General features: G+C 45.2%; 17 protein-coding genes and 1 tRNA gene. 11 read left to right on the plus strand and 7 right to left on the minus strand.

The window, feature by feature from the left end:
• Window positions 1-73 precede the first annotated feature (73 nt).
• Window positions 74-922 carry an alpha/beta hydrolase gene (locus QUA43_RS00615; protein WP_333370120.1) on the minus strand — a complete coding sequence of 283 codons (849 nt, stop codon included), beginning with the start codon at window positions 920-922 and terminating at the stop codon, window positions 74-76.
• A gap of 120 nt (window positions 923-1,042) precedes the next feature.
• Here QUA43_RS00615 and QUA43_RS00620 point away from each other — a divergent pair, with 120 nt between their 5' ends.
• On the plus strand, window positions 1,043-1,513 hold the full coding sequence (locus tag QUA43_RS00620; RefSeq protein WP_333370122.1) for an aspartyl protease family protein: 471 nt from the start codon (window positions 1,043-1,045) through the stop codon (window positions 1,511-1,513).
• 123 nt (window positions 1,514-1,636) lie between these two features.
• On the opposite strand, the gene QUA43_RS00625 is transcribed toward QUA43_RS00620, so the two are convergent.
• Window positions 1,637-2,362 (minus strand): DUF3120 domain-containing protein, encoded by a 726-nt coding sequence (locus QUA43_RS00625; protein ID WP_333370124.1) that lies wholly within the window; start codon window positions 2,360-2,362, stop codon window positions 1,637-1,639.
• On the minus strand, window positions 2,355-2,939 hold the full coding sequence (locus tag QUA43_RS00630) for a hypothetical protein (protein WP_333370126.1): 585 nt from the start codon (window positions 2,937-2,939) through the stop codon (window positions 2,355-2,357). Before QUA43_RS00630 ends, QUA43_RS00625 begins: the two co-directional genes overlap by 8 nt.
• Before the next feature lie 704 nt (window positions 2,940-3,643).
• Here QUA43_RS00630 and QUA43_RS00635 point away from each other — a divergent pair.
• The 6 genes from QUA43_RS00635 (at window position 3,644) to QUA43_RS00660 (ending at window position 7,294) form a co-directional block, all read left to right on the plus strand.
• A complete protein-coding gene (locus QUA43_RS00635) occupies window positions 3,644-4,873 on the plus strand; it encodes a ferrochelatase (protein WP_333370128.1) in 1,230 nt (409 codons plus the stop codon).
• Window positions 4,874-4,930: 57 nt separating this feature from the next.
• A complete protein-coding gene (locus QUA43_RS00640) occupies window positions 4,931-5,134 on the plus strand; it encodes a hypothetical protein (protein ID WP_333370130.1) in 204 nt (67 codons plus the stop codon).
• A gap of 18 nt (window positions 5,135-5,152) precedes the next feature.
• Complete coding sequence (locus tag QUA43_RS00645; protein WP_333370132.1) at window positions 5,153-5,722, plus strand: hypothetical protein; 570 nt, start codon at window positions 5,153-5,155, stop codon at window positions 5,720-5,722.
• Complete coding sequence (locus QUA43_RS00650; protein ID WP_333370134.1) at window positions 5,719-6,342, plus strand: hypothetical protein; 624 nt, start codon at window positions 5,719-5,721, stop codon at window positions 6,340-6,342. The genes QUA43_RS00645 and QUA43_RS00650 overlap by 4 nt, the downstream gene beginning before the upstream one ends.
• A gap of 215 nt (window positions 6,343-6,557) precedes the next feature.
• Window positions 6,558-6,956 (plus strand): DUF433 domain-containing protein, encoded by a 399-nt coding sequence (locus QUA43_RS00655; protein WP_333370136.1) that lies wholly within the window; start codon window positions 6,558-6,560, stop codon window positions 6,954-6,956.
• Between the two features lie 26 nt (window positions 6,957-6,982).
• Complete coding sequence (locus QUA43_RS00660; protein WP_333161745.1) at window positions 6,983-7,294, plus strand: DUF433 domain-containing protein; 312 nt, start codon at window positions 6,983-6,985, stop codon at window positions 7,292-7,294.
• Window positions 7,295-7,403: 109 nt separating this feature from the next.
• On the opposite strand, the gene QUA43_RS00665 is transcribed toward QUA43_RS00660, so the two are convergent.
• The 3 genes from QUA43_RS00665 to QUA43_RS00675 all read right to left on the minus strand — a co-directional run bounded on the left by QUA43_RS00665 (window position 7,404) and on the right by QUA43_RS00675 (window position 9,476).
• The gene (locus QUA43_RS00665; protein WP_333370138.1) at window positions 7,404-7,808 is read right to left on the minus strand and encodes a type II toxin-antitoxin system VapC family toxin; all 405 of its coding nucleotides are present in this window, start codon (window positions 7,806-7,808) and stop codon (window positions 7,404-7,406) included.
• A complete protein-coding gene (locus tag QUA43_RS00670) occupies window positions 7,808-8,032 on the minus strand; it encodes a DUF2281 domain-containing protein (RefSeq protein WP_333370140.1) in 225 nt (74 codons plus the stop codon). Before QUA43_RS00670 ends, QUA43_RS00665 begins: the two co-directional genes overlap by 1 nt.
• 148 nt (window positions 8,033-8,180) lie before the next feature.
• A complete protein-coding gene (locus tag QUA43_RS00675) occupies window positions 8,181-9,476 on the minus strand; it encodes an aminotransferase class V-fold PLP-dependent enzyme (protein WP_333370142.1) in 1,296 nt (431 codons plus the stop codon).
• 160 nt (window positions 9,477-9,636) lie between these two features.
• Between QUA43_RS00675 and QUA43_RS00680 the strand changes: the two genes are divergently transcribed.
• The 4 genes from QUA43_RS00680 to QUA43_RS00695 all read left to right on the plus strand — a co-directional run bounded on the left by QUA43_RS00680 (window position 9,637) and on the right by QUA43_RS00695 (window position 13,523).
• Complete coding sequence (locus QUA43_RS00680; RefSeq protein WP_333370144.1) at window positions 9,637-11,445, plus strand: TM0106 family RecB-like putative nuclease; 1,809 nt, start codon at window positions 9,637-9,639, stop codon at window positions 11,443-11,445.
• 79 nt (window positions 11,446-11,524) lie between these two features.
• Window positions 11,525-12,652: an esterase-like activity of phytase family protein gene (locus QUA43_RS00685; protein WP_333370146.1), complete on the plus strand. Its 1,128-nt coding sequence runs from the start codon at window positions 11,525-11,527 to the stop codon at window positions 12,650-12,652.
• Between the two features lie 56 nt (window positions 12,653-12,708).
• A tRNA-Asp gene (locus QUA43_RS00690) sits at window positions 12,709-12,782 on the plus strand.
• Between the two features lie 78 nt (window positions 12,783-12,860).
• A complete protein-coding gene (locus QUA43_RS00695; protein WP_333370148.1) occupies window positions 12,861-13,523 on the plus strand; it encodes a Uma2 family endonuclease in 663 nt (220 codons plus the stop codon).
• Window positions 13,524-13,888: 365 nt separating this feature from the next.
• Here the strand turns inward: QUA43_RS00695 and QUA43_RS00700 are convergent, their stop codons facing one another.
• Entirely contained in the window at window positions 13,889-14,386 is a 498-nt protein-coding gene (locus QUA43_RS00700) for a DUF393 domain-containing protein (RefSeq protein ID WP_333370150.1), read from the minus strand.
• Window positions 14,387-14,617 lie beyond the last annotated feature (231 nt).

A 14,617-nucleotide genomic window follows, 5' to 3' on the forward strand; every position in this document is an offset into this window, starting at 1 on the left:
AAATTAAGATCGGAGCAAAAGCCGTTCTCAAAGCTTGCGTGTCCGATCGTACATTAGATGAACAATAACTCAGCTAAGCCGCTGCTGGCAAAAAGTCTCGAATTCGCTGCAAGTATGTTGCGGCATCCTCCAGCATCGGAAAGTGAGCCGTATTCGGAATTATAACAAATTCTACTTTTTTGCTGAGGGAGGCTGCTTGCTCTCCCATGACGGCGGGGATAATTTGGTCGAATTCTCCGGCAACAAGCAGTGTGGGAACACTCAGCCGCGCAAATTCTTGGGGCATTTCCTCGGCTGCTCTTTTGCTGACTGCCGTCACCATTGTACCTATAGCAGCTTGCTCGTCTGCCATTAAAAAATCCTTGAGAAACGCCAGACTGACCTCTGTGGGCAGGGAACGGCGCAAAAACCGGGCCATAAATAGCCGATCGGCAAACGGGATGGATGCCAACCAAGAGGGTCTAAATTTTACCACATAGCCACCGAATTTGTGAAAAGTTGTAAAGGCTTTTTCATCGTATTCAAAAATGCCGCTGCAAGTGAGAATTGCTTTTTCTACTTTTTCGGGGTAAAGGTTGAGAAATAAAGTAGCAATTGAAGCACCTGTGGAGTGAGCATTGAGAAAGACGCGACTTAAATTCAGAGATTCTAATAATTCCGCTAAATCGCGGGCGTAGGTTTCGAGTTCGTAGCTGGACTCAGGAGGCTCTTTCGGCAAGGGCGATCGACCAAAACCTCTCATATCGTAGAGCAAACAATCAAAATCATCAGCAATAGCCCGTGCCGTGCTTTCCCAGTAGCGCGCTGAGCCCGCCCAGCCGTGGAGAAATACCATCACGGGTTTGCCGCTGGGCCCAGCACTGTTATCTGCCGTTATCCACTCGTAATAATGTTCTACACCGCGAATTGAAATGAAAGCCATGATTAAGTAGTTTTGAGTTTTGAGTGATAATTTTAAATCATATAGGAATGAGGGGCGATCGCGTCTGGGTTAGCCGAACTCGTATAATGTAAGCAGCAAAAGATTAAAAGGAAATTTAATATGAAAGAATTAAATAAATTAGAATTGGATGGAATTAAGAACATGGGGGCAGTTAAGACTCAGGTAAAGCTGACCAATGCCATAGATGAAGCTCTAATTAGTCGGGGGTTGCTTGCGCCTCGGCTGTTGCGTGAGTGTGAAACAAAAGCTCTAGTAGATACAGGATCAGTTTACCTAGTAATTTCAGCAGAGATGGTACAGCATCTAGGTTTACGAATTATAGGACAGCAGCTTGTTAAGTATGCTGATGGTCGTCAGGAAACCGTAGGAGTAACGGAGGCTATATTAATTGAAATTGAGGGGCGTAGGACTACCGAGGATGCTTTGGTGACAGGTGATGAGGTGTTGATTGGTCAGGTGGTTTTGGAGAAGTTAGATTTGCTTGTGGACTGTAGGAATCAGCGGTTAATCGGGAATCCCACTAATCCTAACTATCCTGTAACTTATATCAAGTTAACAGGCGGCTGCTAAAAAAAATACCCAGATTACCAACTTCTTAAAAAAGTCGGTAATCTCAAAAAATCTGCGTTAATCTGCGTCAATCCGCCCACATCTGCGGTCAAAAATTACCAACATAAAAACTAATCATAAATCTTAAGCAGCAGAAGCAGCTAGCCAAAACAAGCCGTCTACTAAAAGCGTGCTTAACACAGCGCCGCTGAAAGCGCGCCAGTGCAGTTCTCGATCGCGCAAACTCAGCAAACCGACTGTTAGCAACACAGCGATTAAAACTAAAGCACAGCCTATGCCCCAAGGAGTTTCAATTTGACCGATCGCACTTTGAAAAATCGGCATTGCTAATTCCGGTTCCGCGTGCATCACTTGTCGCCAGTAGGGCATCAAACCTGTTAAATAAAAATATAAATCAGTAATGGCAGTACCGAATAGGGAACCCAAGTAAAAATAGCTGCCCACTTTTCCCCAAGATTTGCCCAAGCACCAAATAGCAAAAGGTAAGCCAATTGATTCTATAGGTAGATGTAAAATTGGTTCCCATCTGAACCAGCCCCAATAGATAGAACCTGCCAGCCAGCATCCGGCAAATCCTAATAATAAATCTCCCCAAAGTTGGGTTTTGGGGCGGAAAATTAGAATTAAACTCAGAACGAACCAGGGAATAGTTGATAGCAAACTGATGGTTGGATATAAACGCACTAACGGTGCTTGCACGAATACTGGAATTGAGACTAAAAATGCTGAGGCACCAAATATCAACCACTGTTTGATGGTGTTTGTTGTGGCTGAAGTGACAGAATTGTCGAGGCTGGCGATGGTGGCAATAGGTGCGATCGCTGATGATACTAAATTAAGATTAAACAACTGATTGGACTCCGTATTGTTTCAATAGGTGGACTAAAAATTTTGCTGCGGTTGTGGGTGCGACAGTCTCAATCCCGGCAGCGGTTTGGCTGACGTGCCAGCCTTTTGCCGTTTGGGGATCTCGCCATAAATCCAAATGTTCGATCGCGGGATCTGCATAAAAACTCTCTCCACCGCCACCGAGAATTGCCGAACTCCAGTGCGTAAAGCGATCGTGGCTGATTCGGTGGATGGGAAAATTGCCCGCTAGAGGTACTCCCCAACCGTCTAAGGCAAAAAATGCCCCGACTTTGCCGCCGAGTTGCTGCCACATCCAAGCCGCCCCGATCGCCCCGGCTACTCCTGCCGAAAAGCTGACAAATACTAGACTTTCTCCTGCTAACTCTTGACTGCACAAAAAGTGCAATATGTCAAGAGCTGAGAAAGGTGGATATTTATGAGCGGGAAAAATCTTGACACGATCGACTATTTGCTGGTTTTGGCGATCGGCTGCCACTCCCCAAAGCCCCGAAAGTCCCGCTAGGAAACAGTCGGTTAGCTTTGGTTCGTGAACTCCGGGGCAAATTACCAGTCTCATAGTTCGTCAAGAAAGTTAATATAGTTCGCAACATAACTTTATCATATACCTACTATATCATATACTACCCCAGGGGATAGGGTGTTAAACTTATAATAGAGTCAAGTTTGAAGAGTATCCCCCCAAGTTAAATGCTGGGAACGCTCCAAACCGCTTTAATCTGAGGCAAGGTGAGGGAGTCTTAAGAAAACATAAAACTTATCCCCCCCGGCCCCATTCCCTGTCAAGCTTAGCAAAGCCTGATTCTAGTTTTAAGCAGTTCTGTATTTAGATTTAACTTTTGTGGCGGCGTCGAAGCCCGGCCCACAAAAGCTAAAAGAAACAGGATTGTGAAAATTAGAGGCCTGCCAGCTTAGCTGCCCTACGAATTTCGGGTCAGGGTCAATCGATTTTAGATTTTAGATTTTAGATTGACCCCACGGATAAATGCTCTTTCTTGAGGATTTTCGATTTGGGATTGATTCCACGGATAAATCACGTGGCTGGTACCATCAAGAAATTCTTGGTTAAAAAACCTACTTAGGACTGATGCCCATCAATCCGGTTTCTAGGATAAATAAGAGGTTTGACCGGGAAGTATGGGCGAAGAAACCGGGAATCAGCCCCGCGCACGTCAGTCCTGCGATCGCAAACAATGAAAAATCTCAGATTCACCCTTCATCCTGCTTGGATCTCTTAGAATAAATAAAATTGAGGAATACAAAGTGGTTGCTTCTCCAGAAAAAATCGAGTACAAAACATCTGCAGCACCCGCAAGTAACGATCGCGTTGCTGTATTGCTGATGGGTTACGGCGAAGTCGAAAGCTACGACGATTTTGCCAACTACAACGAACAAGCTTTAAATTTGCTTACGGCAAAGTTTGCGCCAGTACCGCTTTGGATTTATCCGCCGCTGGCGAAGATTTTAGCAATCTTTGACTTGCACGAGTGGAGTCACCAACACGGTCAATTCGTTTCGCCGCACAATGCAATTTTTGAACAGCAGCGCGCTGGGATTGAAAAGAATTTACAGGAGAAATGGGGCGATAAAGTAAAAGTGTTCAAAGCTTTTAACTTTTGCGCGCCGTTTTTGCCGGAACAAGTAATTCCGCAAATTAAAGCAGAAGGATTTGACAAAATTCTGATTTATCCGCTGTTGGTAGTTGATTCTGTTTTCACCAGTGGCATTGCTGTCGAACAGGTGAATAAAGCTTTAGCACAAACCTTTGATGGCAAAGAACATTGGGTAAAAGGACAGCGCTACATTCCTTCTTTTTACGATGAACCGGCTTACATCCAGCTAATGGCGGATTTGGTTGAAGAGGAAATTAAGAACGATTTAGCTGTAGCGCATTTGCCTTCTCAGATTGGGATTGTGCTGATGAATCACGGTTGTCCGCACAAGGCGAAGGGCTTTACTTCGGGAATTGTGGAAAGTCAAGCTTTGTACGATCGCGTGCGTGAACGTTTGATGCACCGCTATCCTTTGATTTCGGTGGGTTGGCTGAACCACGACACGCCGCTGATTGAATGGACTCAGCCGGATGCGACGTTGGCTGCGAAGAATTTGATCGATCTGGGTGCAACTGCGATCGTGTTTATGCCGATCGGATTTGCGACGGAAAATCACGAAACTTTGTTAGATGTTGACCATGTTATTGAGTCTTTGCAGAAACAGCGTAAGGGAGTAACTTACCGCAAATTGCCTTGCGTTAACGACCGTCCAGAGTTTCTGAAAATGGCGGCCGAGTGGGCAAATCCGCAGATTGAAGCGTTGTTGAGTGAGACTGCGGTTGCTGTTAATCCGAGTTTGGCTTCCGCGCACCGCGAGCACGGGCATTCTCATGAAGGGCACGGGCATTCTCATGGTGATCACGGGCATTCTCATGGTGATCACGGGCATTCTCATGGCGATCACGGGCATTCTCACGGCGGGCACGGGCACAGTCACTAATAGGACTTGGGCCTGAGAGCTCAGAAACCGGGTTTTTTGCGAAGATACTGCATGGAAATGGCAGATTTAGTGAAAAACCCGGTTTCTTTTGTTGGGGTGCGTAGGTCGAAATTTGGGCGAAAAGGGCGATCGACCTTTGGTGTTTTTAGGGAAAGGGCGATCGACTTTTTTATCAGTGCTGTAGAGTGCAATTTACCGCCATCAGATATCTTCAAAATAGATACTTATCGTTTGTCAAGTACAATGGGATTCGTTAGGTAATGAGAATGGTATTGGATAGTGCCACAGTATTTTGGGGATGCTAATCAGAAAGAAATCCGTCAATATGCAGAAATTATCGCCATGACGGATGATGTATATAAAATTGCTAATTATCTAGAGATTTCTGAACAAATTATCCGCCAAGTCAAAGAACACATATTTATCAAGGAACACGAGCTTGATATTCCAAATGACGAGACAAATACTATTAGCCGTGTCCGAGCTAATTTTACACCTGATGGTGAGATTGCTGACTTATGGATAAGTGCAAAAAATGGTGAGCTACAACCGAGAGAACTTATCAAGTTTAAGCGGTTGATAGCCCACGAGTACATAGAGCAAGCACTAATGGCTGATGGACTTCCTTATCGATCGCCTGAAGCTTGGACAGAGCATCCAATATGCGGTTTTGGCAACTGGCCCACCCCAGAGCATTTCGGAGCACACGATATAGCTCCCAATATTGGGAGGCCCAACCCATTTTCCCACTGGGTTAATATAATAGGTAAGTCAGCGGAAGAACTGATGCTTGCTGACAACCTCTCAAATCTTGATGAGTTGCTTAAAGCTATTAGAGAAAAAATATGACTGCAAAAACAATTACTGATACTGCACTAGAGCGAATTTTAGCAATTAAATGGGAGCCTGACGATAGTCGCGTTAACTCTCATATTACCCTTTTGCGAGAATACTTGAGGCGTGCCGCACTGTGGGCAAAGGCTTTAGATTGTACAGATGAATGGCCGTTTTTTGATGTGGCTGCTCATATCTGCCCTTTAGAATGTGCCGATGATACTAAGGTTAAAGTGCTTAAGACTCATTTCACAGAGACACCGTTTTATGTGGCGGGTATAATTGAGAAAACCTGCGAGTGGTTCCTCCATTGGGATCGGGTGAAAAATTTACCAAAAGTTAGTGAATTTACTTTACCTGAACCCTACGAACCTCTAATCATAATGTATGAACGCGGTGGCATATTCTCTATGGAACATGGATTTTTTGATTTTGCTGTTGGGAGTTTTCCTAGAGGTAAATGGCAGCAATACAACGAAAAAATTGCAGCAGAGTGGGCAAATCCGCAGATTGAAGCGTTGTTGAGTGAAAGTGCGGTGGCTGTTAATCCGAGTTTGGCTGTGGCGAACCGCGAGCACACGCATTCTCATGAAGGGCACGGGCATCCTCATAGCGATAGCGGGCACAGTCATTAATTGACGGAAAAGTCGATCGTCCTTTGGTGTTTTTAGGGAAAGGGCGATCGACTTTTTTACAAGCAGGTATGAATTCTTAGGAATTACGCAACACCCCCTAGAGATATTGCGCTAAGATGAAAACTAAAGTTTTTCCAAGATTTGAAAAATTTAGACACTGTTAAACTCAACCACCGCCCCATCTGCAATTCTCTTAGCAAACGGAAGTTATATCAATGACATCCTACGCCTTAAACTTACCCGTTCAGCTACAGCAAGAAGCTGAAAAATTGGCAACACTCCAAGGCATTTCCTTCGATCAGTTTATCCTCTGGGCTGTAGCCGAAAAAGTCGCTACCCTCAACCAGCGGAATGACGATCGCACTTTTCCTGAAATTACCTATGTGCGGGGCGCTAGCGGCGAACTCGTTCCCGTTTTGCGCGGCACTCGCTTGCGGGTACAAACAGTAGTAGTTGCAGCCCAGAAATGGGGTTTTTCGCCAAACCAAATTGCCGCTGAGTATGATTTAAGTGAAGCTCAAGTGAACCATGTCTTCGCTTTTTATGCGGCCCACTGTCAGGAAATAGACGCATCTATTGCTGCTGAGCAAATTATTGAAGCTGCCAATGTGTAAACCGCTATTGCATCTGGATATCGATTATGACCATCAAAGAACAACTTCTCCAAACCATTGAAACACTGCCGGATGACTTGCTAGCACAAACGCTGCAATTCGTCCAAACCCTTCAACATCCCATTCACAAAACTCCAGGAATTTGTGGCGGTGCAGCGCGAATTCGCGATACCCGCATTCCCGTCTGGACGATTATCGCCTACCAACAACAGGGCGCAACTGAAGCCGAACTTCTCTATAATTATCCAGGGCTCACCCTTCAAGATTTGCAAGCAGTTGCGAATTATTACGAGCACAACCGAGAAGAAATCGAGCTGTGGCTTGCTGAAAATGAATAACTGCCGATGCTAAAGTTTTACTCAAATGAAAACTTCCCGATCGCAATGGTTGATTTACTGCTCTCTCTCAAAAGGCACAAGAAATATTTCGCTACTATTCGATTCATACTCACCAAATTGTCTGAATCGTAGTTAACGCTTGAATTTTCGCGTCGCGGGTGACTAACGGAAGACTCAAAGATAAAGCAGTAGCCGCAATAATCCTGTCTGGCATATCTGGCACCACATCGCGGGGAATCTGACGCAGATTTTGTGCTGTTATTAAATCCAAAGGCGCGATAGCTAACCCAGTCCCAGGATCGGATAAAGCATTGATTAACTGATCGAATGCTTCTTCGGGCAATCGATATCTTTCCACTAAATATCCTAATTCTACCACAGAAATCGCCGGCACATAAATCGAATAGCCTCCAGCCAATGCTGCGTCCAAAGCAGTCATTGCTGCGGGCGACAATCGAGCAGTCTCCCGCAAATACCAGATAATTGTATGAGTGTCGGCTACAACGGCTGTCATTAAATATCCTCTCTCGGAAAATCTTTCCACATTTCTTTTCTAGCTTGAGCAATATCTTCTTCCGTGATATCGATATCTAAATGAGCCCACATTCCTTTGACGCTTTTTAGCGGTCGTTTGACAATACTTTTTTGTTGAAGAAACTCAGCAAAATCTAAAACTTCTTGCTGCCTCTCTGGTGGCAATTCCCGCAACTTATCTAAAACTGCTTGCTCTAAATTCATGGTTGATTTTCCTCTGCGATTAATCCCAAATAATTTTCACGTCTTTGCTTAGCACACATCAAAAATATTTTTTCAATATGACTATTGTAACATAAGTATCTTGATTTGTGTGGTGGCGGTTTTAACCGCCGACTCTTATCAGGAATTTTTAACTAACTTGACGCAAAATACCCTCAACCAACCTATCAATCTCCGCCTCAGTTGTAAAATAGTGAACACAAGCCCGCACACAATCAGGATTAAGAATAGTCCGCACCATAATTCCCTGTTTCTCCAACAAATTGACCAGCTTGTTGTGCGGCATCCCGTTAGTTAATCGAAACGACACTAAACCAGCTTCCGGCGCCAATTTCCGCAAACATTCCACATCGGGAAGTTCCGACAAACCCTCCCAGAGATACTTACTCAAACGGCAAATTTCTGCATACCTTTCCTCGATCGTACCCCATTCATGTTGCAGGGCGATCGCACTCCGCAAACCCCCATACAAAGGATAAGCAGAAGTCGCAATTTCATAGCGCTGTGCCCCAGGCTTCCACCCAAGGACTTTAGCATTAGCATCCGTCACAATTCCCCGCCAACCGATAAACACCGGATGCAAATCTGCCAAAGCTTCCGCACTCACATAAAGCCCCCCCAAACCTTCCGGGCCACACCACCATTTGTGACCAGTAAAAGCATAAAAATCAACCCCCGATTCAATCAAATCCAAAGGCAAAACCCCCACCGATTGAGCCGCATCAACTAATACTCTAACTTTGCGACTTTTAGCATGAAAACTCTCTTGTCCCCCCCCTTGGCAAGGGGGGGTTAGGGGGGGTTTTATATCTGTTTCCCCCTCGGATTGAACCAGGGAAAACTCCTCTTGTCCCCCCCCTTGGCAAGGGGGGGTTAGGGGGGGTTCATGACACACTTTCACAATCTCAGCCAGAGGCAAAACTTGGCCAGTATTCCACAAAATGTGACTGATAACCAACAACCGAGTATTTGGCCGCAAACTATCAGCAATCACCGCCACCGGATCGCCTTCATTCAAAGTAGCCGCCAACGGACAAACCGAAACCTCAATGTTGAAACGGCGCTGAAGTTCCATTACACTAGCTACAATGCCGGGGTGTTCGCAATCAGAAAGCAGCAAATGGTCGCCTGCTTTCCAGTCAATGCCCCACAGCGCAATATTGCAGCCGACGGTGACATCTTCAGTCAGGGCGATCGTTTCAGGAGGCACGGTCAACTCAGATGCGATCGCACGTCGCGTCAGCATCGCCTCCTGAACCACCCAAGCCCCCACCTCCCCCGAAAACGGCCCCCCAAGCTGCACCCGTTTGTAAGCCTCATAAATCGCCTCTAAAGCAGGCTCAGGCAGCGGCCCTTGTCCGCCGTAGTTAAAATAAGCTTTATTGGCCAAAGCAGGGAATTGTTGCCGGTGATTGTCCTTTGTCATTTTTTTTTTGTAATTATTGATAACGTTAATATTGAATAACTGATGGTGTTAACTTTCTATCCTTTGATTTTTGCCTCAAGCTAAATAATCAATCCGTGTATCCGTGTCCACATCCGTGTCGTGCTTTCCTTCTAATTATTCTATGCCTTGCGAATACTAAATGTTAATAACTGACAAACTGCTACTTTCCTATCAGCGATGCCATCTCCGAGCATTTTTAGACACCTGCGGAGACTGGAAACAACTAGATCCCCCCAGCGACTTTCTGCTGAAACTGATGCGCGACAGCGCCACATACCAGCAGCAAGCTTTGGAAAACGAGACTTACCAACAACCATATTATCCTAGAGGGGATTGGGAAGCCGGCGCGGCCGCTACATTGAGTTTAATGCAGCAAGGGGTCGATCGCATTTACCGAGGAGTTCTGATCCAGGGCGAATTCGGCAAAACCAACGGCGCAACAACTTCTCTGGTAGGAATTGACAGTCAATATTTCCCAGAATTTGGCGAAATCCCCGAAACTCCCGTTGATATTTCATCCTCCAATCTGCACTCTTCAAACATTACCCTGATCAGCCGCCCCCATTTATTAATCAAACAGCCGGGACAATCAAAATTTGGCGATTGGAGTTATATTACTGCGGATATTTGGCTTAGCAAGCGACCAAAACAAGAGTATCAAATTATCGCAGCTTTTCACGCCCAAGTTTTAGCTTCCGTACAGGAAACAATGCCCGATACTGCGTGGCTGATGCTGCGAAAAAAAGGGCTGTGGCAGGTAAATCTCGACCAGCGAAATCCTCAGATGTTCGAGATTTTAGACAACTGCATTCAGATGATAGAAAATCGGGATAAACCAGAGGTGTTCATTTCCCGGCAAAAGTGCAATCTTTGCGGTTGGTATACTCTCTGTCACGCCGAAGCCGAATCTATTAAACATCTTTCGTTATTGCCGGGAGTTACTGCCAGCCGCTATGCTAGACTAAAAACTCTCGAAATTACTGATGTTGAAGCTCTCGCTAATGCTAGTTCCGCACTGCTGGCTGAGTATCCAGAATTCCCCGACAGAGTTGCTTTTGATGTGGTGCAGCAAGCTCAATCGCACTTGCTAAATCAACCGCTGTTGCGGGAAGAAGGAAGAAGGAATAAGGAAGAAGGAAGAAGGGAAGAAGGAAGGCACGACACGGATTTTGACACGGATACACGGATTAACAATCGAGAAGAAGGTAGAAATGAGAATTCAGAAGAACTTAACTCATCTGAAATAGTACCAGATATTGTAGACAATATCTTGAATCACATCGCAGTTGAGGAAGTAAAAATTAGAGAAAATAAACCTGCGATATCTTCTATACCTGCGCCAATTCTCCGCAAGAAACCAATTCCCTATTCTCAATCAGTCTTTTTGCCGATCGCCCCAATCGAACTCTACTTTGATATTGAAGCAGAACCAGAGTTAAACTTAGATTACCTCCACGGAGTCTTAGTTGTTGACAGGTACAACAATACGGAAAAATTTCACGGTTTTTTAGCAGAATCAGCAGCAGAGGAAGGTGCAATCTGGCAGCAATTTTTAGAATTAATGTGGGCTTATCCTATTGCTCCGATTTTCCATTTTTGCGACTACGAAGTCAAGACTTTTAAGCGACTGGCTAAACTTTACAATACTCCTGCTTATTTGTGGAAACCTGTGCTGAAACGGTTTGTAGATATTCACAAACAAGTGACGCAAAAGGCTATTATGCCGGTGGAAAGTTACGCACTCAAACCAATTGCCCGCTGGCTGGGTTTTGACTGGCGAGATGCTAAGGCTAATGGTGCTCAGTGCGTCTGCTGGTACGACGATTGGCTCAAAACTGGCGATCGATCGCTCTTGGAGGCGATCGTCCGCTACAATGAGGACGACTGTCGCGCTACTTATGTGGTTAAAGATTGGTTAACCAATTTTTTGCTGAATCATGAGCCGTGATTTTGAAATTTAATGAACCGCGAAGGCGCGAAGGAAGAAAGGGAAGAGGAAGATAGGTAATAATGTATTTATTGGTAAAATGCGAAAGCTAGCAAAAGCAAGTATATTTATTGTCTGTTTTTTGATTGCAGCAACTGTTGCTATTTGGGTAAATCAATCAGCTCAATCTTTCGCTGTTACGAAAATAGATTTTATCGGCAGGGCAATATTTCCTACAGGTTCTCCGTTTCAGGGGACGGAAATTGGCGGACTTTCGGGCATTAGTTATGATGCCGACAAACAAGTTTATTATGCCATTTCTGATGACCGCAGCAGCAAGGCTCCGGCGCGCTTCTATACTCTCAAAATTAACTTGCAATCTGGTAAACTGGAAAAAGAGCAAATTACTTTTACTGGTGTCACTACTTTATTAGATGAAAACGGCAAAAGTTTTCCTGAATTAAGTTTAGATCCGGAAGGGATAGCTTTTACTGGCAATAGCGTGTTTGTTTCTTCTGAGGGAGATGCCGATCGCCAAATAAATCCTTTTATCAAAGAGTTCTCCCTTGATGGTAAACTGCTGAAAACGCTAGCAATTCCAGAACTATTTTTGCCGGATGACAAAGGCACTAAAGGCATCCGCAACAATCTATCATTTGAAAGTTTAACTTTAACGCCCGATCGCAAATACCTATTTACAGCTACCGAAAACGCCTTGGTTCAAGATGGCGCCGTACCTTCCCTGGAAACCGGGAGTCCGTGCCGGATTTTGCGCTACGATGCGGTGAGTGGCAATCCAGAAGCGTCGTTTCTCTACATCACCGAACCGCTACCCGCTGGTGCAAATCCTGTGGGAAAATTAACTAGCAACGGTTTAGTGGATTTGGTGGCGATCGACGACAACCGCTTGCTGAGTTTAGAGCGTGCTTTCTCCCTGGAAACCGGAGTTACTGTTAAACTATTTGAGATTTCTCTGGAAAAGGGCGATCGTATTGAAGCACTCGAAAGCCTCAAAAGCCGTCTGGGCGAGGTTTCTCCCGCTCAAAAACGCCTGCTGCTGGATTTGGAAACCCTGAAAATTCCCCTAGACAACATTGAGGGGTTGACATTTGGCCCCGCGCTGGCGGATGCTAGCAGAGGTCTGATTTTGGTGAGCGACAACAACTTCAGTCCCCTGCAAGAGACTCAAATTTTGGGCTTCCAAATAAAAGTTCAAAAAACCTCTTGACAAAAGGTGAAGTTATAGGCATAATAGAAATTGTGCCTGAAAAAACGGCAAAACGAGGGACAGTAGTTCAATTGGTTAGAGCACCGCCCTGTCACGGCGGAAGTTGCGGGTTCGAGCCCCGTCTGTCCCGTTCCCTCGAAAGTAGAAGTTCTAAAATAAAAATTTTAGGGTTTTGGTATTTTATGAATTAAGTAAGGAGGAGGGAAGTTTGACAGTTACCCTCATTAACTCCTCCCCAGAAAAAACGACGCAACGGGTGGTATTATCTAATATCAGTTGGCATACTTACCAAAGCTTGTTAACAGAAGCCGGAGACAAGAGAGCCTCGCGGTTTTCTTATTCTCAAGGAGTCTTAGAAATAATCATGCCATCAGACTTGCATGAAACTATTAACTGTTTGCTCAAACGGATTGTTACAGCTTTGAGTGAGGAGTTGGACTTGAAGATTAAGGGATTTGGTTCGACGACTCTCAACCGTGAAGATTTAGAACAAGGTGCAGAACCAGATTCATGTTTTTATATCCAAAATGTCGATCGCATTCTAGGGAGAAGGCTGGACATCTCAACCGATCCTCCCCCAGACTTGGTAATTGAAGTTGATATTACCAGTTCTTCTTCTAATCGATTTGTAGTTTACACACAGCTAGAAATCCCTGAAGTTTGGCGGTATCGGGGACAAACTGTACAAATTTATCAATTGCAAAATCGGGAATATATTACCTGCGATCGCAGTCCGACATTTCCCATCCTTTCTGTAGCAATGCTCAATCAATTCTTGCAGATGGCAGAAACTCAAGATGACAATGCCATAATTAGGTCTTTGCGTCAATGGGCGATCGAGCAGTTGCGATCGCCCGAAAATGAGCAATAATACTAAACTTAATTTAACTAATTCCTTTCTCCCACGGACGATCGACTCCCAGCAGCGATCAAAGGTGTGAGGAAATAAAGGGTCGGGCGATCTGATATGTCAAAACCAGGACGATGGGCACGAGAATCGGAATCGCAACAAGCAGTCCCCATTTGCCAAACCTAAGTTTTTGACCGTCCGATTTGAACAAGAAAATCACAGCGGCAATTCCCATAACTATCCAGAGACCACCGAAGCCCATGAAGACTGTATAGCCTGCATCTTGCATTTTTTTTGACCTTTAATAGTAGTCCATCTTTAATGTTAGTTGCAGTCTGTTTCTGCTGACATCTTCTGATAGGTCGATCGCACTTATTAAATATGACTCATTTTGAGTTGGGTTGGCAGCGGCCCTGACTTTCGCACTCGATCCGCTGAGTTCGATCGCTCATAATTGTTGCTAAATCCGGCCTTCCCGTCAACATCAGCCGCCAGTCTGCCCAAATTCCGTACAGCCAATTGGCGATCGCCCCGATCACTGGTAACTTAGTCACAGCATAAACCCAGCCCATCCCTAAAATCTCGTAGGTGCGACGAAAAACCTCCACATTTTTAATTGCCGTACCGTCGGGTAATATCGCGTGAATCCGACCCATCGCCGTTTCGTAGTCGATTCCGCCGTGGGCCTCCGGGTTGTAGCCATCATCCGCGATATCCACAAACGACACTAAACCTCGCCCCGCGTCGCGTTTTTTCAAGAAATTAACCTCCCGCACGCACAGAGGACATTCACCGTCGTACAGCAACTCAATCTGCCAAGCAGGCGCAGCAGACTCGGGTGAGGGTGCAACAGATTCGGAAAACTCAGTTTTAGCAGCAGACATAGGGAAATATATTTTAATGTCGTCGATCGCACACAAACATTTTACAAGGATAAATACTTATCAGGTGCGCCTTGGGTACTCCTAAAGCAGTTATTTGTGGTGTGAAAAATAGTCCCAAAGGTGAATCCACTCTTGGCCACCCGCAAGCTATTATCATCAAGATGCCCTCTGCTGAGTTGCCGGAGACTTTCGCCCGATAGCCCGATAGTCGAATATCAACCAAATCGAGGC

This window comes from Microcoleus sp. N9_B4 (genome assembly GCF_036701635.1).
In the GTDB taxonomy this organism is placed as follows: domain Bacteria; phylum Cyanobacteriota; class Cyanobacteriia; order Cyanobacteriales; family Microcoleaceae; genus Microcoleus.